This is a genomic window from Parafrankia soli, assembly GCF_001854695.1.
Taxonomy (GTDB): domain Bacteria; phylum Actinomycetota; class Actinomycetes; order Frankiales; family Frankiaceae; genus Parafrankia; species Parafrankia soli.
The window spans coordinates 1-26,536 of sequence record NZ_MAXA01000265.1 but is presented as its reverse complement, the minus strand read 5'-3'; the positions used below and the strand labels follow the sequence as shown (position 1 = coordinate 26,536).

Sequence of the window (26,536 nt, the reverse complement as noted above, 5' to 3'; positions counted from 1 at the left end):
AGGGTGGGGTTCGCGGGTGCGGTGGGGGTGTTGGCGGGGGAGGGGTTCCGGTCGTTTGTGGAGGTGGGGGCGCATCCGGTGTTGGTGGGGGCGGTGGGTGAGGTGTTGGAGGAGGTGGGGGTGTCGGATGCGGTGGTGGTGGGGTCGCTGCGGCGTGGTGAGGGGGATGGTGGGCGTGTTCTGCGGTCGGCGGCGGAGTTGTTCGTGCGGGGGGTTCCGGTGGACTGGTCCGGGGTGTTCGGCGGGCGCGGCGGGGCCGTGGTGGGTGTGGGTGTGGGGCCTGACCTGCCGACCTATCCGTTCCAGCACGAGCGCTACTGGCTGGACGCCGGCGCCGGCGGCCCCGGTGACGTGACCGCCGCCGGCCTGGACGCCGCTGACCACCCCTTCCTGGGCGCGGCCCTCGACCTGGCGGGTGGTGCGCCGACGGTCCTCACCGGGCGGGTCGTGCTGCGGGAACAGCCCTGGCTCGCCGATCACGCCGTCGCGGGCACCGTCCTCCTCCCTGGCGCGGCCGTGGTGGAGCTGGCGCTGCGTGCCGGCGCGCAGACGGGCTACGAGGATCTCGACGAGCTCGTGATCGAGGCCCCGCTCGCTCTGCCCGATCCGGGCGACGTCCGGCTCCAGGTACAGGTCGGTGAGGTGGACGAGACCGGCCGCCGCCCGGTGTCGGTCCACTCGCGCCGTGCCGGCGTCGCGGGGCCGTGGATCCGCCATGCGGCCGGTCATCTCGTCGCCCGGACCCGCGAGGACGACATCCAGGAGCCCGGCACGACATCCGCGCGACGGGGAGCGGAACCGGGGGCGTGGCCGCCCGCTGGCGCGCGCAGCCTTCCGGTGGAGGAGTTCTATCGCCGGCTTGCGGAAGGCGGTTACCGCTACGGCCCGGCGTTCCAGGGGGTCGAGGCGCTGTGGGTGCGTGACCGGGAGGTGTTCGCCGAGGTCGCGCTCCCGCCGGAGCTGCACGCCGAGGCCGGCCGGTACGCGCTGCATCCGGCGCTGCTCGACGCGGCGCTGCAGGCGACCAGCGCGGCCGGGCTCACCGCGTCCGAACCGGGGCACCTCCTGCTGCCGTTCGCCTGGACGGGTGCCACGGTGCGTGTCGCCGGTGCGGCGCGGCTTCGGGTCCGGGCGGTCCCGGCCGGCGGGGACGGCTTCGCCCTCACACTCCTCGGCGCGGTCGATTCGGCCGCGGAGACGGAGACGGTGGTGGCCACCGTGGAATCCCTGGTGCTGCGGGCGGTCGCGGCCGATCAGCTCGCGAGTCCGGAAGAGCGCGGGCTGGACTCGTTGTTCCGGCTCGCGTGGACGTCCCTCCGGCCGCCCTCGGCGGCGGCGGTGCTGCCGTCGGGAGAGGTCCCGCCCGACCCGGCTGTCGACGCCGCTGGCGACCAGGCCTGGGACGCACGGGTGCTCGATCTGACCGGGGAGTCACCGGCCGCGGATCCCACCGCGGCCCGAGCCCTCACTGCCCGCGCACTCGACTGGCTGCGCGACCGGCTGACCGACCCGGCGACGGGTCAGGCGGCCGCCGGGTCGCCGGCCGGTTCGCCGCTGGTGGTGCTGACCCGGCGCGCCGTCGGTCTGCCGCCTTCCGCGTCGATCGACGACGTCGTCGATCCCGGCGCGGCCGCGGTCTGGGGCCTGGTGCGTGCCGCTCAGGCCGAGCACCCCGGCCGGATCCTCCTGGTCGACACCGACACCGACACCGACACCGACACCGACACCGACACCGACACCGTGGCCGGCAGCGGCAGCGTGTCCGACGCCGACGTGCCGGGCCTCGGACGGCTGGTCGCCGTCGCGGCCGCCGCGGACGAGCCGCAGCTCGCGATCCGGTCGGGCCGCGCGTTCGTGCCGAGGCTCGTCCCGGCCGCGGCGGCGCCCGCGCCGACCGGCCGGGCCGCCGGCTCCCGTCCCGTGCTCGCGGACGGGACGACGCTGATCACCGGAGGTACCGGGACGCTGGGCGCGCTGGTGGCCCGGCGCCTCGTCCGGGCGCACGGCGTGCGCGACGTCGTCCTGCTCAGCCGGCGCGGACCGGCCGCGCCGGGAGCGGACGAGCTGGTCGCGGAGCTGGCCGGGGCCGGCGCGCGGGTGCGGGTGGTCGCCGCCGACGCCGCCGACCGCGAGGCGCTCGCGGCGGTGCTCGCCGACATCCCGGCCGAACGCCCGCTGACCGGTGTCGTGCATGTGGCGGGCGTCCTCGACGACGGGGTGCTGGCGGCGCAGACCGCGGCTCGGCTCGAGGGGGTGTTCCGGCCGAAGGCGGACGCCGCCTGGAACCTGCACGGCCTGACCGCCGGGCTGGATCTGGCGGCCTTCGTGCTGTTCTCGTCGGGGGCCGGTGTGTTCGGCGGCGCCGGGCAGGCGAACTACGCGGCCGCCAACGGCTATCTGGACGGCCTGGCGCGACTGCGCCGCGGCCTCGGCCTGCCGGCGGTGTCGGTCGCGTGGGGGCTGTGGGCGCGGGCGAGCGGCCTGACCTCGCACCTGGACCAGGCCGGTCGCGGCCGGCTCGGCCGCGAGGGTCTCCGGCCGCTGCCCGACGATGAGGCGCTCGTTCTCTTCGACGCCGCGCTGGCGGCCGGCACGTCCCCGGCGCCGGGCGACGGACTGCTCGTGGCCAACGGTCTCGACCATGCCGTGCTGCGGGAACAACTGGCCGACGGCCGGCTGCCCGCGTTGCTGCGGGACGTCACGCGCGCTCTGCCCGCCGCGCCGGCCCGCCGGGTGCCCCGGCTCGCCCTGCGCGAGCGGCTGGCGGGGCTCGACCAGGTGGAGCGCGACCGGTTCCTGGTCCGTCTCGTACGTGGTCACGCAGCCACCGTGCTGGGACATCGCGGGGTCGAGAACGTCGGCCCGACCCGGGCGTTCCGTGAGCTCGGGGTGGACTCGCTGGCCGCCGTCGAGCTGCGGAACCGGCTCTCGGCGGAGGCCGGGGTCCGGCTTCCCGCGACGCTCGTCTTCGACCATCCGACACCGGTGGCGCTCGCGGAACGGCTCGCGGCCGAACTGGCGCCGCGGGAGCCGGACATCGCGTTCGAGACGCCCGAGCCCGAACCCGCCGAACCCGCCGACGGCGCCGGCCAGGCCGGCACGACGGATGAGGCGAGTCTGATCGCCGCGATGGACGTCGAAGGGCTGGTCGCGCGGGCGCTGGGCCGCACCGCCTGATCCCGCGTTCCCTCCCACCGCCCGTTCCCCGCCCAGCACCCGCCCCCCGAAGCACCGGAGAGTCACATGGCGACGTCCCACGACACGCTCGTCGAGGCACTGCGCGCCTCGCTGCTGGAGAACGAGCGGCTGCAACGGGAGAACGACGGACTGCGCAGGGAGAACGTCCAGCTCTCCGAGCCCACCCGTCAGACGCCCGTCCGGGAGCCCGTCGCGATCGTCGGTGCCGGCTGTCGGCTGCCGGGCGGGGTCACCTCTCCCGACGATCTGTGGCGACTGGTGGACGAGGGCAGGGAGGGCCTCTCGCCGTTCCCCACCGACCGTGGCTGGGACCTCGACAAGCTGTTCGACCCCGACCCGACCCGCCCCGGGACGTCCTACGTGCGGACCGGCGGGTTCCTGGACGCGGCGGCGTTCGACGCCGGGTTCTTCGGCATCGCCCCGCGTGAGGCCCTCGCGATGGACCCCCAGCAGCGGCTGATGCTCGAAGTGTCCTGGGAGGCGGTCGAACGGGCCGGGATCGACCCGACATCCCTGCGCGGCCGGCGGGTCGGCGTGTACACGGGCGTGATGTACCACGACTACGCGACCGGCGTGACCGACGTCCCGCCGGAGCTGGAGGGGCTGCTCGGGACGGGGAACTCCGGCAGCGTGGTCTCCGGGCGGGTCTCCTATCTGCTCGGTCTCGAGGGACCGTCGGTCACCGTCGACACGGCCTGCTCGTCCTCCCTGGTCGCCGTCCACCTGGCGCTGCGGGCGCTGCGGGCAGGTGAGATCGAGCTTGCCCTGGTCGGTGGGGTGGCGGTGATGGCCCATCCGGGTCCGTTCGTCGAGTTCTCCCGCCAGCGGGGGCTCGCGCCCGACGGCAGGTGCCGGTCGTTCGCGGCGGGCGCCGACGGCACGGGATGGTCCGAGGGCGCCGTGGTGCTGGTCCTCGAGCGGCTGGACGACGCCCGCCGCGACGGACGTCGCGTGCGCGCGCTGGTGCGCGGCTCGGCGGTGAACTCCGACGGGGCGTCCAACGGCCTGACCGCCCCGAACGGCCCGGCGCAGCAGCGGGTGATCCGCCAGGCGCTCGCCGACGCGGACCTGACCACCCAGGACGTGGACGTCGTCGAGGGCCACGGGACGGGTACGCCGCTCGGCGACCCGATCGAGGCCCAGGCGCTGCTGGCGACCTACGGACGCAGGCCGGCACAGCATCCGCTGTGGCTCGGGTCGCTGAAGTCGAACATCGGCCACACCCAGGCGGCGGCCGGGGTGGCCGGCATCCTCAAGATCGTGGCGGCGCTGGAGCACGCCGAACTGCCCCGGACACTGCACGCCGACGTCCCGTCGGACCAGGTCGACTGGGAGTCGGGCGCGGTCCGCCTGCTGAGCGAGGCACGGCCGTGGCCCGCGCGTGACCGGCCGCGCCGCGCCGCGGTCTCGTCCTTCGGCGTGAGCGGCACCAACGCGCACGTCATCCTGGAGCAGGCACCTGAGCCACCGCCCGGCGCCGGCGAACCGCCGCCCGGCGTGCCCTCGACCGCCGGCGAACTCCCTGACGGGGACGAAAGACCGGCGGGAGCCGGAGCCGCACCGGCCGCCTGGGTCGTCAGCGCCGCGAGCCGGACGGCGCTGCGGGTCCTCGCCGGGCGGGTGGAGACGGCTCTGCGCGAACAGCCGCACGTGCCGGTCGACGCCGCCGGCGCCGCGCTGCGCACGAGCCGGGCGACGCTGCGCCACCGCGCCGTGGTGATCGCCGAGGACCGGGAGTCCGGCCTCGCGGGCCTGGCGGCGGCGGCCGCCGGTGAGCCGGCGGCGAACCTGGTGACCGGTTCGGCGGACGTCGACGGCCAGACCGTCTTCGTCTTCGCCGGCCAGGGCGGCCAGTGGGCGGGGATGGGCGCCGAGCTGCTCGACGCCTCGCCCGTCTTCGCCGAAGAGGTGGCGCTGGCGGGCCACGCGCTCGCCCGGCATGTCGGCTGGTCGGTGGAGGACGTGCTGCGCCAAGTGCCGGGCGCACCCTCGCTCGACCGGGTGGACGTCGTCCAGCCGGCCTCCTTCGCCGTGGCGGCCGGGCTGGTCCGGCTGTGGGAGTCGGTCGGGGTCCGCCCGGACGCGGTGGTCGGCCACTCGCAGGGCGAGATCGCCGCCGCCTACACGGCGGGGGCGCTGAGCCTCGCCGACGCCGCCGCGGTGGTCGCACTGCGCAGCCAGGCGATCGCCGGCGGGCTCACCGGCCGGGGCGGGATGGCGGCCGTGGCGCTGCCGGTTCCCGCGGTCGCCGAACGGCTCGCACCGTTCGCTGACCAGGTCGAGCTCGCCGCCGTGAACGGCCCGGCGTCGGTCGTCCTCGCCGGCGAGGACGCCGCGCTCGACGAACTGGTGGCCGCCTTCGAGAGCGAGGGGATCCGGGCCCGCCGGATCCCGGTGGACTACGCCTCGCACAGCCGGCAGGTCGAACGGATCTCCGGTGTCCTCATCCAGGCGCTCGCCGGTCTCGACCCGCGCCCGCCGCGGGTGCCGTTCTTCTCGACCGTCGACGTGAAGTGGGTGGAGGACGCCGAGCTCGACGGTGGGTACTGGTACCGCAACCTGCGGTGCCCGGTCCGGTTCGCGTCCGCCACGCGGAGCCTGCTCGACGGCGGCTACCGGATGTTCCTCGAGGTGAGCACCCACCCGGTGCTCGCGCCCGCCATCGCGGAGACGGTGGACCAGTGGGACGGGCCGCCGGTCGCCGTGCTGGAGTCCCTGCGCCGCGACGACGGCGGTCCGGACCGTTTCACCCGCTCCGCCGCGGCGGCGTTCGTACGCGGGGTCACGGTCGACCTCGCGGGGGCGTCGCACGCCGCCGCCCACGACGGGCCGGCCGGCACCGCCGACGGGCCGGCCGGCACCGGCGACCGGCCCGTGCCGTCAGGCGGCGGCGCGGTCGAGCTACCTACGTATCCGTTCCAGCGCAGGCGCTACTGGCTCGCTTCGACCGGCGCGGGCCGGCCGTCCGGCACGCCTCGTCCGGGTGGCCGCGGCGGTGGGTTGGAAGTCGACTCCGGAGGTGACCACATGACCGGTGACGTGACGCGAGACATCTCGGCCCGGCTCCCGGCAGGTTCGGAAGCGGGCGCGGCGCAGGACGCGGAGCCTGAGCCCGCGGGGTCTGAGAACGCTGGGCCTGGGGACTCAGGGCTTGAGAACGCGGAGACGGACGACGCCGGGCAGGAGCTTCTCGCCCGTCTCGCCGCGCTGCCCGCCGCCGAGCGGCCTGCCCGGCTCATCGAGCTGGTCCGGGCGCAGGCCGCCGCGGTGCTAGGTCACGCCGACACCGACGAGGTCGGCCGGGACAGCGCGTTCTTCGACATCGGGTTCAGCTCGCTGACCGCCGTCGAGCTGCGTAACCGTCTCGCGGCGGCGACCGGCCTCACGCTGCCCGCGATGTTGCTGTTCGACCACGCGGTGCCCCGCGAGGTCGCCGCGTACCTGCTGGACCGGCTGGAGGTCGAGACCCGTGTTTGACGTCGAGGCGTACCTGAAGGCGCTCGACCACCGTGGCCCGGCCGACGCGAGCCCTGAGACGCTGCGCCGCCTGCACCACGCCCACCTGCGGACCGTGCCCTACGACAGCGAGCTGAACTCCACCCGCGGCACGGACCTGTGGAAGGGCGTCGACATCGACGCCGACGCCGTGTTCGACGCGGTGGTCCTCGGCGGCCGTGGCGGGGTGTGTTACGAGCTCAACGGCCTGTTCCGGCGCCTGCTGGCCGAGCTCGGATTCGAGACCGGCGTGTACGCGGCGGCCATCCGGCAGGTCGACGGATCCTTCGGGCCGGACCTGGAGCACATCTTCACCTTCGTCCGCCTGGACGACGAGGTGCTCCTCGTCGACGTCGGCTTCGTGGGACCGTCCTACCTGGAGCCGCTGCTGCTCGGCACGCAGGAACAGCGGCAGTTCGGCACGTCCTTCCGCATCGTCGGCAGCGAGGGCTACCACGTTCTGCAGCGGCGCGGACAGCGCGGTGACTGGGCCGCCGTGTACCGGTTCCGGCCGGTACCGCGCGACCTCGCTGACTGGTCGGCCCCGTCAGAGGAGCTCACCGCCTTCGCCCGGGCGCTGGCGGGAGCGGGGACGCTCGTGCGTGGCCGGGCGACCCTCTCCGGGCAGCGGATCCTGATCGGCAAGCGGCTGGTGACCGTCGACAACGGGCACGAGGCCATGCGGGTGCTCACCGACCCGGCCGAGCACGCCCGCGTGCTCGCCGACATCCTCCGCCGCCCGCCGGCACCCGCCACCGCGCCCGCCGGCGACGCCCGGTGACCGCGCCCGAGCCGGCCGAAGCCGAAGCCGAAGCCGAAGCCGAAGTCGAGGCCATGGCCGACGTCGTCGTCGTCGGCTACGGGCCGGTCGGCCAGGTAACGGCGATTCTGCTGGCGCGGCGCGGCTGGCGGGTCACCGTCCTGGAGCGATGGCCCCGGCCGTACCTGATGCCGCGCGCGGTCTCCTTCGACGGCGAGTCGGCCCGCATCCTCGCCGCGGCCGGCGTCGGCCCGGCGATGACCGAGTTCGGTGAGCCGTCCCGCGACTACACCTGGCGTAACGCCGCGGGTGACGTGCTGCTGCACGTCGACGTCCCCGAGCGCGGGCGTTCCGGCTGGCCGGACTCGACGTCGATGTACCAGCCGGCGCTGGAGGAGGCGCTCGCGGAGCGGGGCTCCCGCCTGCCGGGCCTGCGGGTGCTGCGCGGGCACCGGGTGGTCGCGCTGGCCGAACGGGACGGCCACGTCGAGCTGACGGCCGTCCTCGACGGCTCGCCGCCGGACCGCACCCGGCGCCTCCGCGCCCGTTGGGTGGTGGGCTGCGACGGCGCGAACAGCTTCGTGCGGACGAGCCTGGGCGTGGAGACCACCGACTTCGCCTACTTCAACGACTGGCTGACCTGTGACGTGGTCCTGCGCGAACCGGCGGTGCACAGGCCCAACAACCTCCAGATCTGCGACCCGGCCCGGCCCCGCACGGCCGTGTCCGCCGGGCCGGGGCACCGGCGGTGGGAGTTCATGCGGCTACCCGGGGAACCGGCCGAGGAGTTCGGCCGGACGGAGTCGGCGTGGCGGCTGCTCGGTCTGTTCGGCCTGCACCCGGGCAACGCCACGCTGGAACGGCACGCCGTCTACACGTTCCAGGCCAGGTACGTCGACCGCTGGCGGGTGGGGCGGGTGCTGCTCGCCGGGGACGCCGCGCACCTGATGCCGCCGTTCGCCGGGCAGGGCATGTGCTCGGGCTTCCGTGACGCGGCGAATCTCTCCTGGAAGCTCGACCTGGTGCTCGCCGGAACCGCCCCGGCTGAGCTGCTGGACACCTACACCCTGGAGCGGCGGGCGCACGTCCAGCACGCGATCGGCATGTCGATGGACCTCGGGCGGGTGATCTGCGAGACCGACCCGGCCGCGGCCCGGGACCGGGACGAGGTCATGATCGCGGTGCGTACCCGGGGGCTGCGGGAGGACCGCGCGCAGTCCGCCGTCGAGCCGCTGACCGCCGGGTTCCTGCGCGGCGGGGCCGCCGCACGCGGCGATGGCCCCCAGCGTCCCCCGCAGCCTTCACGCCCGGGGCGTCCGGGGTCGCCGTCGGTTCCGGCGGGTGACCTCGTGCCGCAGGGACGAGTCCGGGTCGGTGACCGCACCGGGCTGTTCGACGAGTTCGTCGAGCCCGGGTTCGTCCTGCTGGCCACCTGGCCGGCCGGCGGGCATCTCCATCTCCGCCCCGAGACGGACGCCGCTTTCGCGCTTCTGGGTGGACGGGTGGTCAATGTTGTCCCCGCCACCGGTGAGGAGCCTCCCGCCGTCGCGGCCGGGAGCGCGGACGCGAGCGCAAGAATCACCGTCGTCGACGTCGACGACGTCTATCTCCGCTATCTCGCCCTCGCCGGTGCCGATGCCGTTCTGGTGCGGCCGGACTTCTACCTCTTCGGCCGTGTCCCGGCGGCGGCACCGCCGGCCGCGGACACCCGGACCGGCGGGCCGGCGGTACAGCGGTCGGATTCCGTCGAGGAACTCGTCGGTGACCTGCTGGCCGCGCTCGACGCCCCGATTCCCGTCGGGAAGCATTAGCTGTTACGTCCCTGGACGGGCACGGGCCCCTCGGGGAAGGGCGCGCCCTGGGCTCCCGGGCCGGCATGAAACGTCCCCGCCAGGATCATGCGCGGAGCCGTATCCATGCCCCCCACCTGTGCAATGGGGTGAGAATGGGTCCGCAGTTCCCGGCCGGTGGGCCGTGCCCGGCGACGATGGACGGAACCGCCGTGCTCGGCGTCCGCCACGTCCCAGATCCCCAGTCGGTAATTCGGAAATCTGCACCCGGTCGACGTCTCAGTCCGTGTATTTCGCCGGATCACCGAGGTAATCACCGCAGGAACATTGTCCACCCGCCGGTCGCGGCGCGGGCGAAGCCCCGTGTCATGGACAAAACGAGAGGCCGTTAGTGGCACTGGTTGAACGTGACGACATTCTCCGTCAGCTCGACCTTCTCCTGGCGGAATGTACGGCGGGAAGCGGTCGCGTCGTATTGATCGACGGTCCGGTCGGTACCGGTAAGACGGAGCTCATCCGCTACTGCGGCGCCCGGGCCGCCGGCAGCGGCGTGACAGTCCGCGCCGCGACCTGCGCCCGTGCCGAACACGTCCTCCCGCTCGGAGTGGTCGGCCAGCTCCTGCGCGGCCTGCCGGCGGGCGACGGTGAAACCGGCGCCGGCACCGTCTGCACCGGTCCCGACGGTGCGGCCGACCCGGACACCGCCCGTGGCACGGACACACTGTGCGAGGAGGCGACCCAGGACGGGTGCCGAGGCCGCGAGGCGCGGGCGGACGGGGCGGGCCGGGCGGCCCGCATCGCGGAGCTCCTCGACGTCGGTGCCGCGATCGCCGGCAGGCTGGGGCGGGATCCGGATCGCGAACTGGCCCAGATCCACCAGGAGCTCACGCTCCTCATCCTCGACCTCAGCAAGCGCGGTCCCGTCCTGCTGTGCATCGACGACGTGCAGTACGCGGATGTCCCCTCCCTGCACTTCCTGCTGCACCTCGTGCGCCGGCTCGGGTCGGCGCGCATCGCCGTGCTGCTCGCCGGTGATCTGGCTTCGCACCCGCTGGACCTGCCGTTCCGCGCGGAGCTCGTCCGGGCGCCCGAGTTCCGGTCGCTGCGGGTCGGCCCGCTCTCGCCCGCCGGCTCCCGCGACCTCCTCGCCGCGGCCACGCCGGTCACTCCGGCCCCTTCTGTCCCAGACCCGTACCAGGTCACGGGGGGCAATCCACTGCTGCTGACCGCGCTGGTACAGGACGACCGCGGGTTCGGCCAGCCCGGTCCGGAGGTCTTCGGTCTGGCCCTGCTGAGCTGTCTGCACCGCGGCGAGCCCGTCGCGGTCCAGGTGGCCCGGGCCCTGGCGGTGCTGGAGACGCCGGTGCCCGACGGGGTCGTCGCGCCGGACACCGCGACGCTGGCGGGGATGATCGGCGCGGACGTCCCCGCCGCGGCACGCGCCCTCGACGCCATGAACGCCGCCGGGCTCCTCGACGACGGCCGCTTCCGCCACAAGGTCGCCCGGGACGCGGTGCTGGGCGATCTGACGGCGTCCGAGCGGACTGATCTGCACCGGCGGGCGGCGCGGCTTCGCCACCAGCAGGGCGCGCCGGCGGCGACCGTGGCGGCACACCTCGTCGAGGGCAACGACGTGCAGCCCCCGTGGGGAACCGGCGTACTCGTCGAGGCGGCCGAGCAGGCGCTGCTCGACGGGCGGCCCGAGCGGGCCGCCGCCTGCCTGCGGCTCGCGGCCCGGTCCGCCGCCGGTGAGCGGGAACGCGCCGCGATCCGGGCCCGGCTCGCGCATGCCGAGTGGCAGACGAGCCCGGCGGCGGCCGCGCGCCATCTCTCCCCGCTGGTGAGCGCTGCCCACGCCGGCCTGCTGGAACAGCGGACCAACGCGGCCCTGGTACGTCAGCTGCTGTGGCACGGACGCTCGGCCGAGGCCGAGGATCTGCTCGCCCGGATGCGTGCCGTGGCCCAGGCGGAGCCCGAGGACGACGCGGCCGAGGTGCACGACCTGGAGGTCTGGCTCGCCACCGTCCATCCGCCGCTGGCTCGCCGCCGGCGTGGGCCGGCCGCGGGCAGCGCGGTGCCGGCGGCACCGGCGGCGGACTCGTGGCTGCGGTCAGCGGCGCTGCTCGCCGACGCGATGGCCGCGGGCGGTCACCGGACGGGGCGCGAGCCGGGGCCCTCCGGCATCACCGGCGCTGGTGTGGCCGGCACCGGCCCGGTGGGGTCCGGTCTCGTCGGGGCGGACCGGGCCGAGAGCGCCCTGCGCGATCTGCACCTGGCGCGAGCCGATCCGTGGGCCGGTGAGGTGGCGCTGCTCGCCCTGCTGTTGCTGACCAGGGCTCCGCGCATGGACGCCGCGGTCGCCTGGTGCGAGCGCGTCCTGGCCGATCCCGACCTGGAGGACCAGACCGCGCGGGCGATGGCGACGGCGGTGCGTGGCGCCCTCGCGCTCGAGCAGGGCGATCTGGCGGTCGCCGCCGACCACGCCCGTGCCGCGCTGCGCCGCCTGCCGGCCAAGGCGTGGGGAGTCGCGATCGGCCTGCCGCTGGGCACCCTGGTACTGGCCGCCACCCGGACCGGGGACCTGGAGGAGGCGGCGAGGCAGCTCGTCCAGACCGTGCCCGAGGAGATGGTCGCCAGTCGCTACGGACTGGACTACCTGCACGCCCGTGGCCACTACCATCTCGCCGCGAACCACGCCCACGCCGCGCTCGCCGACTTCCTGGCCTGCGGTGACCTCATCCGCGGCTGGGGCCTCGACGCGGCGGCTCTCGTCCCGTGGCGCATCGGCGCCGCCGAGGCGTGGCTGCGACTGGGAAACGTGGACCAGGCCCGCCAACTGGCCCAGGAACAACTGGGCCGGCCCGGTGCCACTCGGGTCCGCGGTCTGGCTCTGCGCCTGCTCGCCGCCGCCAGCCCGCCCGGGCGCCGGCTTCAGCCGCTCACCGAGGCGCTCGAGCTCCTCGAGGCCACCGGGGACCGGCTCGGGCAGGCCTACGTCCTGGCGGACCTGAGTCGCGTCCACGATCATCTCGACCAGCGGCGGCGGGCGCGGCTGCTGCTGCGGCGGGCGCTGCACATCGCCACGATGTGCGGTGCGCGACCGCTCGCCCAGGAGCTTCTCGCGATCTCCGGCGACGGCAGAGCTGTCTTCGGGCTCGGCGCCGACCAGGAGATGATCACCGGCCTGACGGACTCGGAGCGGCGGGTGGCGTCACTGGCGGTGATGGGCTACACGAACCGGGAGATCGCGCTGCGGCTCTACGTCACGCCGAGCACGGTCGAGCAGCACCTGACCCGGGTCTACCGGAAGCTCAACGTCAAACGCCGTCAGGACCTCCCCGCCGACCTGTGGACGGACGCCACCCACACCGGTTGACCCGGCCGGCCCGGCCGAGCTGGCTGACCCGGCAGACCCGGCGCGCGGGACGTCCCGCGCGCCGCACCCATCAGACACCTCATGGAGGGATCTTCATGGCGCATCCCACGAGCGTGCTCGCGGCAGAGGTCGGGAAGTTCTACGACCACCTCACGACCTACCAGACCGCGCAGGACGAGGATCTCAACTTCCACTTCGGCTACTGGGACGTGCCGCCCGACGGCACCCCGCCCGCCCCCGGGACGGACGTCGCCGAACTCGAGGCGGCGGCCGAGCGCCTCACCGAGTTGATGATCGAGAAGATCCGGGTCCGGACCGGGGACCGGGTGCTCGACGTGGGATCGGGCTCCGGCATCCCCGCCGTCCGCCTGACCCGGGCTACCGGGGCTTCGGTCGTCGGGATCTCGATCAGCCGGGAGCAGGTGCGGCGCTCGACCGACCGGGCGCGCGAGGAGAACCTCTCCGAGCGGCTGGAGTTCGAGTACGCCGACGCCGCGGAGCTTCCCTTCGGTCCGGATTCCTTCGACGCCGCCTGGGCGCTGGAATCCATCATTCACGTCCCCGACCGCGCCCAGGTGCTGCGGGAGATCGCCCGGGTCGTCCGGCCGGGCGGCCGTTTCGTCGCCACCGACATCTTCGAGCGGTCGCCGGTCCCGGACGAGAAGCGGCACGCGGTCGACAGCTTCTATTCCGGTCTGCTGCTCGGCCCGAGTGTTCGGTTCGACGACTATCCGGCGCTGCTGCGCGGGGCGGGGTTGCGCCCGCTGGAACTCATCGATGTCAGCGACCAGGTGATCGCGCGGTCGTTCCAGCTGCTCGCCGAGCGGATCCGCCGGGACAAGGAGAACCTCGACGACCTGCTCGGCGACGAGCTGTACCAGCGCCTCGCCAGCACGGGTGTGGACGGGCTCCGTGAGATCGGCTACCTCGTCGTGGTGGCCGAGCGTCCGGCCGAGTAACGACCCGCCCGGCGAAAGAGGGGGTTCTTAGGGGAGTTTTCCGGCCGTCGGCCGGTGCCACCATTCTGCAATGTCCCCTTTTTCTCGTCCGCGGCTTTCCGGGAACGCCCGGACCATGTGGGCGTATCCGTTCAGGGCCGAACCACCGGAGCGGCGGCCCCGTCGGCGGGTGCGGCTCGTCCGCGCCACCGCGGCGGCCGTCGCGGCCGGTCTGCTCGGCAGCGCCGTGACCGCCTCGCCGGCCCTCGCGGCCGCACCGTCCGAGACAGCCGGTTCCCCGCGGGTGACCGTCACCGACGTGGGCGCGCCGGACCGGCTGGCCACGAACCTGTTCCCCGAGGACCTCAACGACGCAGGCGTCGTCACGGGCTACGGCCTGCTCGGCGGCCCGCAGCCCTTCCAGGCGTTCACCTGGGCCGACGGCACGCTCACCCCGCTGAACGCGCCGAGCGCCGACCCGGGGGCGTTCAGCTTCCCGGTCGCGCTGAACAACAACGGCCAGGTCGTCGGCTTCACCACCGTCGGCGGGACGGCGCACTCGCTGCGCTGGGACGGCGCGGACCCGACCGACATCTCCGCCGCCGGCGGGAACAGCCACCCGCTCGCCGTCAACGACGCCGGCCAGGTCCTGCTGACCGAGGGCGGCGCCGCGGCGCTGTGGACCGCCGGCAGCCGGGTCGCGGTCGCGCCGTTCCCGGTCACGAACGCCGTGGGCCTCAACGGTTCGGGGCAGGTGTTCGGCACCGGCCGGGCCGCAGGCGCCGACGCCACCGACCGCGCCTTCGTCTGGACGCCGACCGCGACCACCGACATCGGCCCGTTCGGGCTCACCACCACCACGACCGACCTCAACGACAGCGGCCAGCTGATCGGGTACGGCGCCCTGGCGCAGAGCCCCAACCGCACCCATTCCTTCGTCTGGACCCCCGCGCGGGCCGGCCGGCCGGYTGCCCTCACCGACCTGGGCACCCTGGCCGACCTGGAGACCGAGGCGCGCGACATCAGCAACTCCGGCCACATCGTCGGGCGCAGCGGCACCGGCTCCGGCTGGCACGCCGTGCGCTGGCAGGGCGGCCGTCTCGTCGACCTCGGTGTCCTGCCCGGCGGGACGTCCAGCGAGGCGCTCGCCGTCAACGAGACCGGACAGGCTGCCGGCTGGGGCGTCGCCCGCGACGGGCGGCCACATGCCATCCTCTGGAAAAGGGACCGCCCGATCGACCTCGGGGTGCCCGCCGGTTTCACCCAGAGCTTCGCGATAGACATCAACGCCGCCGGCAGGGTGCTCGGCTACGCGATCGACGAGACAGGCGGCGTCCACAGCTTCGTCTGGACGGTGACCGGCGGATGACCGACACGGACAGCGCCGCCGCGCCGGACGGATCGGCGCCGCAGGGATACGGCCCCGGCCGGGGCCCCGGCGCGCTCGCGCTCACCGACGGCGAGCTGAGCCGGATCCTCGCCACCCACCAGATGGGCGCGCTCGCGTCGAACAGGCGGGACGGCCACCCGCACCTGTCGACGGTCGCCTACAGCTGGGACCCCACGGAACGCACGATCCGGATCAGCACCACCGAGGACCGGCTGAAGGTGCGCCTGCTGCGGCGTGACCCGCGCGCGGCGCTGTACGTGACCGCGCCCGACTACCTGTCGTTCGCGGTGGCCCAGGGCACGGTCGAGCTCTCCGCGGTGAGCTCGGTGCCGGGCGATCCCGCCGGGCGCGAGCTGCTCGCCCTGCAGCCACCGTTCGCCGACCCGACGCTGGAGGCCGAGTTCCTGCGGAACATGGCGGCCGACCGCCGGCTGGTCATCCGGCTGCGCGTCGGCCGGCTGTACGGCACGGCGCTCGACATTCCCGCGCCACCCGCCTGACCTTCACGGCCGCGCCCTCCCGCCGACCGACCAGGCGATAAGACAGGGGAGTCACAGGGGTGACCGGGTGGGTTCCCCCGCTGGTACGTTCCGGAAATGGGTGTGACACTCGACGACAAAACACGGTCGTGGCTGGACGCGCAGAACCTCCCGGTCATCGCAACGGTGAACGACGACGGAAGTCCGCACTCCTCGATAATCCTGGTGAAACGGGACGAGGACGATCGGCTGTATTTCGTGACCCACGTCGGCCGGCGCACGGAACGGAACATCTCCCGTGACCCGCGGGTCAACCTGTMGCTCTACCCCCGGGACGACCCCTACACCTCGGTGGAGATCCGCGGGGTGGCCGAGGTGCTCGACATCGACGGGAACAAGCTGGCCGACGAACTCACCCTGAAGTATCTCGACGAGCTGCACGACGTCGACGACAACACCCGGGTGGCCATCCGGTTCACCCCGCAGAAGGTGATTCACTTCCCCGACCCGAAGAACCCGCCGCCGCGCCCCCGCCCACAGCAGTAGGGTCGGCACCGGTAACGGGTGTGAACGGAGCGGGAACACACTTCCGGAGAATGGTCCCGAGATGACGCGCTATCTGTTCGGGCGGTTCCTGCAGGGGGCCTTCGTTCTCTGGGCCGCGTTCACGCTCTCGTTCGTCGTGCTGTACGCGCTGCCGAGCGATCCGGCGGCGATCATGATCGGGCCGAGTAACTCCCTCACCCCGGCCGAGCTCGCGGCCCGCCGGCACGAGCTCGGCCTGGACCGGTCCCTGTTCGAGCAGTACTTCGGGCGGCTGGGCGACCTCCTCCACGGCGACCTGGACCGGTCGGTGCAGTCCGGTCAGCCGGTGCGGGAGCTGATCGGGGACGCCCTGCCGCAGACCGCCGCCATCACGGGGCTCGGCCTGGTGGTCGGGGTGGCGCTCGGCGTGGGTCTGGCGGTCGCGGCGACGCTGACCCACCGGCGCTGGCTGCGCCAGACGCTGCTCACCCTCCCCCCACTCGGCGTGGCCGTCCCGAGCTTCCTCGTCGGGCTCCTGCTGCTGCAGTGGTTCTCGTTCCGGTGGCAGCTGTTCCCGGCCATCGGCAACAGCGGCTGGCGCAGCCTGGTGCTCCCCGCCGTCACGATCTCGCTGCAGCCCGCCGCCCTGATCGCGCAGCTGCTGGCGCGGAGCCTGGACAACGAGCTGCGGCAGAACTACGTCGACCTGGCCAGGGCGAAGGGCGCCGGACCGGCCCGGGTGAACGTCCGGCACGCGCTGCGCAACGCCGCGCTGCCGGCACTGACCATCGCCGGCATCCTGGTCGGCGGACTGCTGGCCGGCGCGATCGTGGTGGAGGTCGTGTTCTCCCGCAACGGCCTCGGCCGGATCTCCCAGGCCGCGGTCGACAGCCAGGATCTGCCGGTGGTGCAGGGCGTGGTCCTGTTCGGCTCGGCGGTCTTCGTCGCCGTCAACCTTCTCGTCGATCTGCTCTATCCGCTGCTCGACCCCCGCATCGCCCGGGACGGGGGCGCGGCCCGCCGCGCTCCGGAGGCGGTCGCGGTCGGTCCGGCCCCGTCCGTAACGTGATCCCCGGAGGTCTCCGAAGGTGAAGTTCATCGGCCTGTCGGCACTCGCGCACTCGCCGGACCTGGAGACCGGCCGGCTGCCGTCGGAAACCGAGGTCGTGCGCCGCGCGGTCGAGACGGCTGTCCTGTTCGAGGAGCTGGGATTCGACGGCTTCGGGTTCGGTGAGCGCCACCACCCGCCGTTCCTGTCGACGTCCCCGACCGTCCTGCTGGGCCACATCGCCGCGCTGACGTCCCGGATCCGCCTGTTCACCGGCGTCACGCTGCTGTCGGTGCTCGACCCGGTCCGCGTCGCGGAGGACTACGCGACCATCGACCACCTCTCCGGCGGCCGGGTCGAGTTGATCATCGGCAAGGGTTCCGGCCCCAAGCAGGCGGAGCTGTTCGGGCTGACCCGCGACCAGCAGCGCGACGCCCTCAACGAGAAGTTCCGCCTCCTGCACCGGTTGTGGACCGAGCGTGACGTGAGCTGGCGCGGCACCACCCGCCCGCCACTGGACCGGGTGACCACGCTGCCCCGGCCGGTGCCCCGCCCCGGCGGTGCCCGGCCGCGCATCTGGCACGGCGGCGGCACGTCCCCCGACTCGGTCGACCTCGCCGCCGAGTTCGGCGATCCGGTGATGTTCTCCAACGCGTCCGCGCCGACGGAGAAGTACACCTGGCTGTCCGACCACTACACGCAGCGCTGGGAGGCCTACGGCCGCGACCCGGCCGCGCTCTACACCGGCGCGGGGACGACCGCCTACTACAGCGCGCCCACCTCCCAGCAGGCGCTGGCCGACTTCCGGCCGATCTTCGAGGCGCGGCTGCGGGCCCAGAGCGGCATCGGCATGCCGCCGGACTTCCCGACCCTGGAGGACTTCGTCGAGCGCAGCTCGGCCCTCATCGGCAGCCCCGCGCAGGTCATCGAGAAGGTCGAGCGCGACGCCAGCCTGCTCGGGAACAGCGCGCTGATCTTCAGCGTGGAGGCCGAGGGGCTCAGCCACGACCAGCGCCGGGCCAGTTTCGAGCTGTTCGCCACCGACATCGCGCCCACGCTGCGGACCTCCGTCCCCGACCCGCCGTGGCCCGCCCAGTGACCGCGGGCCCGCGGTGATCTCCACCCCGCGGACTCCGCGGATCCCGACTGCGCGGGCCCCGAAGGCCCCGCGGGGCGGCGCGGTCGGGGGATACCGCGTCGCGGTGGACGTCGGCGGGACCTTCACCGACCTCGTCCTGCGCCGCCCGGACGGGACGGAGGCCGTCCACAAGACGAGCTCGACGCCGGGGGACCCGGCTCGTGCCGTCGTCGCCGGGCTCACCGCGCTGGCCGCCGCCGAGAGGTTGGCGCCGCACGAGCTGCTCGGCCGCACCGAAACCATCGTCCACGGCACGACGATCACCACCAACGCCCTGATCACCGGATCGGGCGCGTGCACGGGGCTGGTCACGACCGCCGGTCTGCGCGATGTGCTCCCGGCCCGGCAGGGCAGCCGCGAGGACCAGTTCGCCTCGAAGTCCGCCCCGCCGCCGCCTCTGGTGCCCCGCCGTCTCGTCATCCCCGTCCGCGAGCGGGTGGACCGGACGGGCGCCGTGGTGACGCCACTGGACGAGTCCGACGTGCGCCGCGCGGCCGGTCGGCTGCGCGCCGCCGGGGTGGAGGCCGTGGCGGTGAGCTTCGTCTTCTCCTATCTGTTCGACGGGCATGAGCGGCAGGCCGCGGCGATCCTCGCGCAGGAGCTGCCGGGGGTGTTCGTCACCACGGCATCCCGACTTGTCCCGCAGGTGCGGATGTTCGAGCGGACCACGACCACCGCGCTCAACGCCTACGTAGGTCCCGTCCTGCGCGACTACCTCGACGGGCTCGCCGACCGGCTGGCGGAGCTCGGATACGGCGGCCGGGTCCTGATCATGCAGTCGAACGGTGGTGTCGTCGGGCTGGAGCAGGCCGCCGACCGTGCCGTCGAGACACTGCTCTCCGGGCCGGCGGGAGCGCCGGCGGCGGTCGCCGAGATCGTGCGTACCCTCGGCACGCGGGCGGCACGCGCCGGTGCGGGCGGCACCGGCGGCGCGGCCGGCGTCGACCGCGCGGGCCCGCCGACGCGACCGCCCGACACCATCACGATCGACATGGGCGGGACGAGCTTCGAGGCCAGCCTGGCCCGCGGCGGGCGCACCGAGACCACCAGCAACGGCTCGCTGGCCGGGCATCCCGTCTGCCTGCCCGCCCTGGACATCAGCACCATCGGTGCGGGCGGCGGGTCGGTGGCCTGGGTGACCGCGGGCGGGCTGCCGAGGGTCGGCCCGCGCAGCGCCGGGGCGGTGCCGGGGCCTGCGGGCTACGGCCGTGGCGGCACCGAGCCGACCGTGACCGACGCCGACCTGCTCCTCGGCTACCTCGACCCGGACGGCTTCAGCGACGGGATCGGGCTCTCGCGGGACGCGGCCGTCCGGGCTGTCGGTGGGCTCGCCGAGCGACTCGGGATCAGGGGCTCCGCCGGCCGGCATCCTGACACCGCGGTGACTGACGCGGCGGTGATCGACACGGGCGTGATCGACGATGCGGTGATCGAGGCGGCGGCCGGTGTGCACCGCGCGGTGAACGCGGCGATGGCCGACAGCCTGCGCCTGCTGACCGGGCGCCGGGGCCTCGACCCGCGGCGGTTCGCCCTGGTGGCCGCCGGCGGCGCCGGGCCGGTGCACGCCGTCGAGATCGCCCGTGAGCTCGGCATCCCGCTGGTGGTCGTCCCGGCCGGTGCCTCCGTCCTGTGTGCCCGCGGGATGCTGCGGACAGACCTGGTGCGCTACTACGTGACGACCCTTCGCCCCGACCCGCGCGACCCGGGCGCCCCGCCGGTCCCGTCGGACCTTGACGCGGCCTTCGACCGGATGGCCGCCGAGGCGCTGGACGACCTGCCTCCCCACCTGGCCGGGGCGGGGCGGGTCGGGTTCACCCGGAGCGCGGACGTCCGCTACGCCGGTCAGGTCCACGAGATCCCCGTTCCCTTCGCGGACCCTGCCGTGCCCATGGACCATGCCGTGCCCGCGGAGCCGGCCGGATCGGTGCTCCCGCGCACCGATGACGCCGGTCTGAAGGATCTCCTTGAGCGGTTCCACGATGAGCACGAGCTGCGCTACGGGTACCGGCGCCCGGAACTCGCGGTGGAGATCGTCAACCTTCGCCTGGTGGCCCGCGTCCCGACCCTCCCGCCCGTCCCGGCTGATTCGCCCGCCCCACCTGGCCCGGCTCATCCAGCCGCCGTGGCCCCGCCGATCCGCGCGGCGGCGCTCACCGAGCCCACCGAGCCCACCGCGGCGGCACGCCGCCGCGAGGTGTGGTTCGACGGTGGCTTCCGCGAGGTGAACGTCCACGACCCGGCGACGCTGAGCCCCGGCTGCCCCCACCAGGGACCGGCGTTGGTGGCGCATCCCGCGAGCACCGTGGTCGTCCCGCCCGGATACGCCTTCGAGCTGGCCGAGGACGGAACCGTCCTGGTCTTCGCGGCCACTGACACCGCGGACGCCGTCCTGCACCGGGTCGGGCTCGGGCTCGGGCTCGTCGCCGGCGACGGCGACGGCGACGGCGACGCGGCGGCCCGATGACCGGCGCGGACCCGGTGCTGGCCGGGATCGTCGACAACCGGCTGCACGCGATCGCCGAGCAGATGGCGCAGGCCATGCTGCGTTCCTGCCGGTCGATGGTGTTCCAGAGCCGGGACTTCGTCACCGGGATCTTCACCGCCAGGGGCGAGTGGGTCGCGACCAAGGACTACATCCCCGTCCTGGCCGGTTCGCTGCCCAGCGCCCTCGCCGGCGTGACCGAGCGCTTCGCCACCGAGTTCGCGGCCGGGGACCTGCACGAGGGCGACGTGTTCGTCCTCAACGATCCGTACCACGGCAACAACCACCCACCGGATATCACGATCATGAAGCCGGTGTTCCACCGGGGCGTGCACCGGTTCTGGACCGTGACGAAGGGGCACCACGCCGACACCGGCGGCGCCGTCGTCGGCTACAACCCGTACGCCCGGGACTGCTGGGAGGACGCACTGCGCATCCCGCCCGTCCGGCTGCACCACCGCGGGCGGCGCCAGCGGGACGTCTGGGATCTCATCCTGCTGAACCTACGGCTGCCGGACGTCGTCGAGGCTGACCTGGACTGCCAGATCGGCGCCGCCACGCTCGGCGAGCGCGAGCTGGTCGCGCTGCTGGACGCCTACGGCGTCGAACCGGTCGAGAATGCCGTCGCCTACCAGCTCGACGCGTCCCGCCGGCACATGCGGGCCGAGATCGGACGGCTGCCGGACGGCGTCTACCGGTCGGTGCGCCATCTCGACGACGGGGGAGCGCACCACCGCGAGCCGATCGCGGTGCGCCTGGAGCTGACCATCCGCGGCGAGTCGGCGCTGTTCGACTTCACCGGCTCCGACCCGCAGGTCGTCGGCTACGCGAACTCCACCTTGGCGAACACCGCCGCCGCCGTCCTCATCGGCCTGCTCGGGGTCACCGACCCCACCCAACGTCGCACCAGCGGCGCGCTGGCGGCCATCGACATCCGCACCACGCCGGGCACGATCGTGCACGCCGTCGAGCCGGCCGCGACGTCGCTGTGCACGCTGATCGCCTGCGAGACCATCGTCGAGACGGTCTGGGAGGCCGTGGGGCAGGCCGATCCGGCGGTCACGAACGCCGCCTGGTGCCGTGGCTACACGTTCGCGGCCATGGGGGTCGACGCGCGCACCGGCCGGCCGTTCGCCGTGACCGGCGCGATGAAGGGCGGCTCGGGCGCCACCGCCGGTTTCGACGGCTGGGACGCCGTGGGGCCGCCGGTCGCGATGGGCGGCGGACGGGAGATCGACGTCGAGCTGCACGAGCTGACCGCGCCGACCACCGTGCTCAGCCAGGAGTACGAGACCGACTCCGCCGGCGCCGGCCGGTGGCGCGGCGGCCTCGGCGCGGTGTCGCGGTGGCGGATCGACCAGGACGACCTGTCCGTGCTGTGCATCGGGTCGGGCGCTCTCGATCTGACGGCCCCGTTCGGCGCGGCGGGCGGGGCGCCCGCCCCCGCCAACCGCGGTCTCGTCCACCACGCCGACGGGCGGATCAGCCACCCCCCGACGAACTCCCTGCTGCGGCTCGACCGCGGCGACGTGGTCGAGATCCACACCTCCGGCGGCGGCGGCTTCGGCGACCCCCTCGACCGACCCGCCGACGCGGTCGCCGACGACGTCCGCGACGGCCTCGTCTCGCCGACGGCCGCCCGCGATGTCTACGGCGTCATCCTCGATCCGATCACCGACGAGGTGGACGCCGCCGCGACCGCCGCCCGCCGCGCGGCAGCCCGCTCCCGCTGAGGCTGGCCAGTCCGGCCGGCCTCCGTTGAGAATTTTTTCTCTGCCGAGTGATGGCAGAGCCGCCAAACCTCGGCCAGCCTAATGTTCGGCTGCGTGACATGCGTCTGCCGGACGTCGGCACTGTCGCCAAGCAGATCGTGCTGTTTCTGTGACGTCCGCCAGGGGGCGTCTTTTTCTGTCAGCGTGACAAGAAGCTATTCTCGCCGCGTGGACGATGATCCGTGGGAACCTCCCGCCGTTATGGTCGCCGTCGACCTGGTGGTTCTTACATTGCGTGGGGCGAGCCTGCGGGTACTTCTCGTTGAACGGGGAGTCGAGCCGTACCGAAATTTCCTGGCGCTACCCGGAGGTTTTCTCGCCCATGCGGAGGAGGATTTGACCTCCGCGGCCCGGCGCGAACTCTCACAGGAAACGGGGGTCGATCCGCGGCTGCTGCATCTCGAACAGTTCGGCGTCTACGGAGAGCCGGGCAGGGATCCGCGGGGCCGGGTCGTCTCGGTGGCCTATCTCGCGATCGAGCCACAGATGCCCGAGCCAGTCGCCGGTACGGACGCGATCGGGGCGGGCTGGCATCCGGTCGACCGGGTGYTCGCYGGGGACGTCACGCTCGCGTTCGACCATCTCCAGGTTGTCGCGGACGGAGTCGAACGAGCCCGTTCGAAGATTGAGCACTCGACGCTGGCGACGGCATTCTGCGCGCCCATCTTCACGATCGCGGAACTGAAGGATGTATACGAGGCGGTGTGGGGAGTACCCGTGGACCCACGGAACTTCTACCGCAAGGTCCAGAAGACCGGCGGATTCATAGTCTCCGCCGGCGCGACACGGCGGACGGCGGGCGGGCGCCCGGCCCGGCTCTTCAGAGCCGGCCCGAGTGCTGTGCTCTCGCCGCCGCTGTCCCGACCGGCGGTCTCTCCGGGGAGTCCTGGAACGGCCAGCGCAATGCACACAGAGGGGGGAACCCGAATGAGTCGGCGACCAGTCGTGATTCTCACGGCACTCGATCTGGAATATCAAGCGATCCGTGAGAGCCTTGTCGACCCGCGCCTGCACCGCCACGACCAGGGCACTCGATTCGAACTCGGACGGCTGGCCGGAGGCAGCTGCCGGATCGCCCTCGCCCATGTCGGTAAGGGCACCCATCCGGCTGCAGTGCTGGCCGAGCGCGCGATCGCCGAGTTCGCCCCGGCGGCGCTGCTCTTCGTGGGGGTCGCGGGTGCCCTGCACGAACACATAGCCCTGGGCGACGTCGTCGTGGCGACCCACGTGTACGGGTTCCACGGCGGTACCGGCGAGGACGACGGGTTGAAGGCACGGCCCCGTGTCTGGGAGACCTCGCACGCGGCCGACCAGATCGCTCGGCACATTCACCGGACGGGTTCCTGGGCGCAGCGGCCAGGCGCTCCCGCCATGCTGCCCGACGTGCACTTCGGACCGATCGCCGCCGGCGAGGTCGTGCTGAACTCCCGGGTCTCCGGACTCGCCCGCTGGATACGTGAGCACTACAACGACGCCCTCGCGATCGAGATGGAGGGGGCCGGTGTCGCGCAGGCCGGGCACCTGAACCGGGCGCTGCCGGTCGTCGTGATCCGTGGTGTCAGCGACCGCGCCGACGGGACCAAGGAGTCCACGGACCGCCAGCGGTGGCAGCAGCGCGCGGTCGCCAACGCGGCACTGTTCGCGACGGCACTGGCCGAGGAGATTTCCGCAGAGGACGACGGTGCCGGACGCCCGGCAGCGAAATCAACGAAAGGGGCCGCAGTGCGCGAGTACGTTCAGAGCGTTCACAACGAGAACTCCGGCAGCGGGCCGGTGGGTGTACAGGCCCACACCGTGCACGGCGGTGTTGTGCACGTCACCGGCGGCGCTCGCCCGCCGGTCGACCTCCCGACGGCCCTCGCGGAGATACGCGCGCGGTTCCAAGCAGCCCGGGCGGCCGGTGCGGTGGACGAGGACACCTATGCCGCCGCGGATGCGGAGCTCGCGGTGGCCGAGGAGGCCCTCGAGGACGGCACGCCACAGAGCCACAGCAGGTTGCAGCTGGCGCTGAAGAAGTTCAAGGGGCTTGTCGGTGATGTGTCCGATCTTGCCGCGAAGGTCACGATCGTCCTGGCGTTGGCCCGGAGCCTGCCATGACGGACGACGAAGATGGAACGGCCGACAGTGGAAGCTCGAACAGTGGCACCCCGACGAACGGCGGCACCACGACCAACACCGCGAGTGGCAACGCGCAGGTCGGAGTGCAGGCCGGGGTGATCCTCGGTGATGTCATGACCTACCAGATTCGGGAGGATGCCACTCCGGAGGAGAAATTCGAGGTCGGGGTCAACTTCCTCGAGAGTTTGATTCCCGGGCGTGCGCGTGAACTCATTGACGAGGCGTTCGCCGGCGGTCATTCGACCAGCAAGGTTCATTTCTATCGTCTGCTGGCGCTGGTGAGTGGACGGTCGCGCAGCGAACTGTCCGCCGAGGAGACGGCACGGCTTAAGCATGCGCAGAACAATCCGATCCCGGTCACTGACAAATGGTCCGACGGCCTGCGAGTGACGATCATGATCCTGGATTCGGCGCAGCGATCCGACGCCGACATCCGAGTTCCGCTGAAGGAACTCGACGCGCTCGATCCGGTGCAGAGCAGCTTGATTCTGCGGAACCTCGAACAGTTCCTGGAAGGGCCGCTCGAAGACCAGATGTGGCACCGCTCCCTGGAGCGAGCGAAAAGCAGCCAGCTGGCCGACCGCCGTGTGGACCGAGTCTGGAAGTTCTTCCAGGCTCAGCCCGCGCACCCTCGTGTCCGCCCGCCGCAGCCGCCGGTCACCCGTCCCGTGTCGAGGTCGATCGCCGGGGCGTCGGCGGTGATCATTAGTGCTAGCGCCGTGTATCTCGGTGTCCTCCTTGCGGAGGAAAGCCAGCTCGGTGCGCTCGCGGTTCTTCTGGTGAGCGTAGCGGTCGGCGTAAGCGGACTGCGACATGACATCGAGTGGCGTTTTCGATACGCGGCCTCCCGGTCGGCTTCCGGTTCGCGATCCGCTGGCTTCGCCAGCGAGGTCGACCGCGAGTTCAGGTACTACTTCACCAAATATCATCCGGATGACGTCGACAGCAGCACCTGGTGGATCCTGACCGAATCCGCTCGCCAGAGCGTTCGTGACGAGCTCGTCGAGGTCTACCGGGAGCGCGATATGCCAGTCGTGCGGATCAAATGGCTGATCAGACACGAGGCCCGGCAGGCCGTGCGACGCTGGAACAGCGGCACCCTGGACGAGTACAGCCGCGACCTGGAGCCCTTCCTGCACATGGGGACGATCGCCGTTCTCGGCGCCGGGCTGTCGGGCAGCGGGTTGTTGTGGGCCGTAGTCGCCGCCGTGCAGGCCCGTCCGCTCGGAGCAGTGTGCGCCACGCTGCTTCTTCTCGGCGCCGGTCTGGTCTGGGCCCGCTACCGACTGGACAGCACCCGCTCGTCCCGGCTGTTCGCCGCGGAACAGGACGAGAACCGCGCGGTGCTGGCGGTCCGGCGGGCCGAGTTCGACCGGTGGCGCAAGGTGCTGGCCGATCGCCCGTCCGACAGGGAGATCGCCACCTGGCTGGACTGTGACCGGAAGATCATTTTTGATCGGGCGCTGCGGCATTACCGGCTGAAGCCGAGCGATGTGATTTCCCATGCCTTCGCTGAGCTTCCCGCCGGCCGACCCGGACGCGCGCGTGTGCGCCACGGCCCCTGGCGCTATCGCGGGTATCGAATCTCGGTCTTCCTGCTGACCATGGACGGCGTGCGTCAGTTCGACGCCGTCCTCGACCTCGACACGGGCGAGATCTCCGATCGGGAGCGGATGAACTACCGCTTCGATGTGATCGCGTCCGTCCGGGTGACGCGGGCGGCAAGCGCGGCACAGACCTTCGCGCTGGTGCTCGTCAACGGGCAGGAGATAAAGATGAACACTGCGGAATCGGCGTTGGGTGAAGTTCTCGAAGATGAGACGCCGGAGGCGGTTGCCCGCATCACGCAGGATGCCGCTGGTCTCCAGCACACGCTCAGCGTGCTGGAAGGAGTCGCGGCGGAAGGCAAGGAGTGGGTCCGGAGGCGAGGGGCTCCTGTACTCCGCACGTTTGGTTTTCATGCTTTGACCTGCCCGTTTCGTGATCACGGGGGTTTGGTCGGGTCTACTCCGAGGAGGTTGAGTACG

Annotated in this window: 15 protein-coding genes; all 15 read left to right on the top strand. The window is 73.0% G+C overall.

Features of this window, described 5'->3' with window-relative positions; genetic code table 11:
• Positions 1-93: 93 nt before the first annotated feature.
• The gene (locus BBK14_RS31325; protein WP_241832003.1) at positions 94-3,177 is read left to right on the top strand and encodes a type I polyketide synthase; all 3,084 of its coding nucleotides are present in this window, start codon (positions 94-96) and stop codon (positions 3,175-3,177) included.
• 66 nt (positions 3,178-3,243) lie between these two features.
• Positions 3,244-6,675, top strand: coding sequence for a type I polyketide synthase (locus BBK14_RS31320; RefSeq protein WP_071066771.1), 3,432 nt, complete (start codon positions 3,244-3,246; stop codon positions 6,673-6,675).
• Complete coding sequence (locus BBK14_RS31315) at positions 6,668-7,474, top strand: arylamine N-acetyltransferase family protein (protein WP_071066770.1); 807 nt, start codon at positions 6,668-6,670, stop codon at positions 7,472-7,474. The genes BBK14_RS31320 and BBK14_RS31315 overlap by 8 nt, the downstream gene beginning before the upstream one ends.
• Positions 7,471-9,264: a bifunctional 3-(3-hydroxy-phenyl)propionate/3-hydroxycinnamic acid hydroxylase MhpA gene (gene mhpA / locus BBK14_RS31310; RefSeq protein WP_071066769.1), complete on the top strand. Its 1,794-nt coding sequence runs from the start codon at positions 7,471-7,473 to the stop codon at positions 9,262-9,264. Before BBK14_RS31315 ends, mhpA begins: the two co-directional genes overlap by 4 nt.
• Positions 9,265-9,634: 370 nt before the next feature.
• Positions 9,635-12,619 (top strand): helix-turn-helix transcriptional regulator, encoded by a 2,985-nt coding sequence (locus BBK14_RS31305; protein ID WP_071066768.1) that lies wholly within the window; start codon positions 9,635-9,637, stop codon positions 12,617-12,619.
• A 95-nt stretch (positions 12,620-12,714) separates the two neighbouring features.
• The gene (locus BBK14_RS31300) at positions 12,715-13,578 is read left to right on the top strand and encodes an SAM-dependent methyltransferase (RefSeq protein WP_071066767.1); all 864 of its coding nucleotides are present in this window, start codon (positions 12,715-12,717) and stop codon (positions 13,576-13,578) included.
• 169 nt (positions 13,579-13,747) lie between these two features.
• Positions 13,748-14,926 carry an HAF repeat-containing protein gene (locus tag BBK14_RS31295; RefSeq protein WP_241832002.1) on the top strand — a complete coding sequence of 393 codons (1,179 nt, stop codon included), beginning with the start codon at positions 13,748-13,750 and terminating at the stop codon, positions 14,924-14,926.
• Positions 14,923-15,447: a TIGR03618 family F420-dependent PPOX class oxidoreductase gene (locus BBK14_RS31290; protein ID WP_083391379.1), complete on the top strand. Its 525-nt coding sequence runs from the start codon at positions 14,923-14,925 to the stop codon at positions 15,445-15,447. Before BBK14_RS31295 ends, BBK14_RS31290 begins: the two co-directional genes overlap by 4 nt.
• 96 nt (positions 15,448-15,543) lie before the next feature.
• Complete coding sequence (locus BBK14_RS31285) at positions 15,544-15,972, top strand: TIGR03618 family F420-dependent PPOX class oxidoreductase (RefSeq protein WP_071066765.1); 429 nt, start codon at positions 15,544-15,546, stop codon at positions 15,970-15,972.
• Positions 15,973-16,033: 61 nt separating this feature from the next.
• Positions 16,034-17,020: an ABC transporter permease gene (locus BBK14_RS31280; protein ID WP_071066764.1), complete on the top strand. Its 987-nt coding sequence runs from the start codon at positions 16,034-16,036 to the stop codon at positions 17,018-17,020.
• Positions 17,021-17,039: 19 nt separating this feature from the next.
• Positions 17,040-18,098, top strand: coding sequence for an LLM class flavin-dependent oxidoreductase (locus BBK14_RS31275; RefSeq protein WP_071066763.1), 1,059 nt, complete (start codon positions 17,040-17,042; stop codon positions 18,096-18,098).
• Positions 18,099-18,111: 13 nt separating this feature from the next.
• Complete coding sequence (locus BBK14_RS31270; protein WP_071066762.1) at positions 18,112-20,601, top strand: hydantoinase/oxoprolinase family protein; 2,490 nt, start codon at positions 18,112-18,114, stop codon at positions 20,599-20,601.
• Positions 20,598-22,352 carry a hydantoinase B/oxoprolinase family protein gene (locus tag BBK14_RS31265; RefSeq protein WP_071066761.1) on the top strand — a complete coding sequence of 585 codons (1,755 nt, stop codon included), beginning with the start codon at positions 20,598-20,600 and terminating at the stop codon, positions 22,350-22,352. The genes BBK14_RS31270 and BBK14_RS31265 overlap by 4 nt, the downstream gene beginning before the upstream one ends.
• Positions 22,353-22,559: 207 nt before the next feature.
• Positions 22,560-24,488: a phosphorylase family protein gene (locus BBK14_RS43075; protein ID WP_241832001.1), complete on the top strand. Its 1,929-nt coding sequence runs from the start codon at positions 22,560-22,562 to the stop codon at positions 24,486-24,488.
• Positions 24,485-26,536: hypothetical protein (locus tag BBK14_RS31255; RefSeq protein ID WP_131802475.1), on the top strand; the 2,052-nt coding region annotated here is incomplete at its 3' end. The genes BBK14_RS43075 and BBK14_RS31255, both read left to right, overlap by 4 nt.

What these genes read in the sequence shown, in the direction of transcription:
- BBK14_RS31300 (WP_071066767.1), top strand. Translation starts at nt 12,715, where the DNA reads ATGGCGCATCCCACGAGCGTGCTCGCGGCAGAGGTCGGGAAGTTCTAC.
- BBK14_RS31280 (WP_071066764.1), top strand. Translation starts at nt 16,034, where the DNA reads ATGACGCGCTATCTGTTCGGGCGGTTCCTGCAGGGGGCCTTCGTTCTC.
- BBK14_RS31290 (WP_083391379.1), top strand. Translation starts at nt 14,923, where the DNA reads ATGACCGACACGGACAGCGCCGCCGCGCCGGACGGATCGGCGCCGCAG.
- BBK14_RS31320 (WP_071066771.1), top strand. Translation starts at nt 3,244, where the DNA reads ATGGCGACGTCCCACGACACGCTCGTCGAGGCACTGCGCGCCTCGCTG.
- BBK14_RS31265 (WP_071066761.1), top strand. Translation starts at nt 20,598, where the DNA reads ATGACCGGCGCGGACCCGGTGCTGGCCGGGATCGTCGACAACCGGCTG.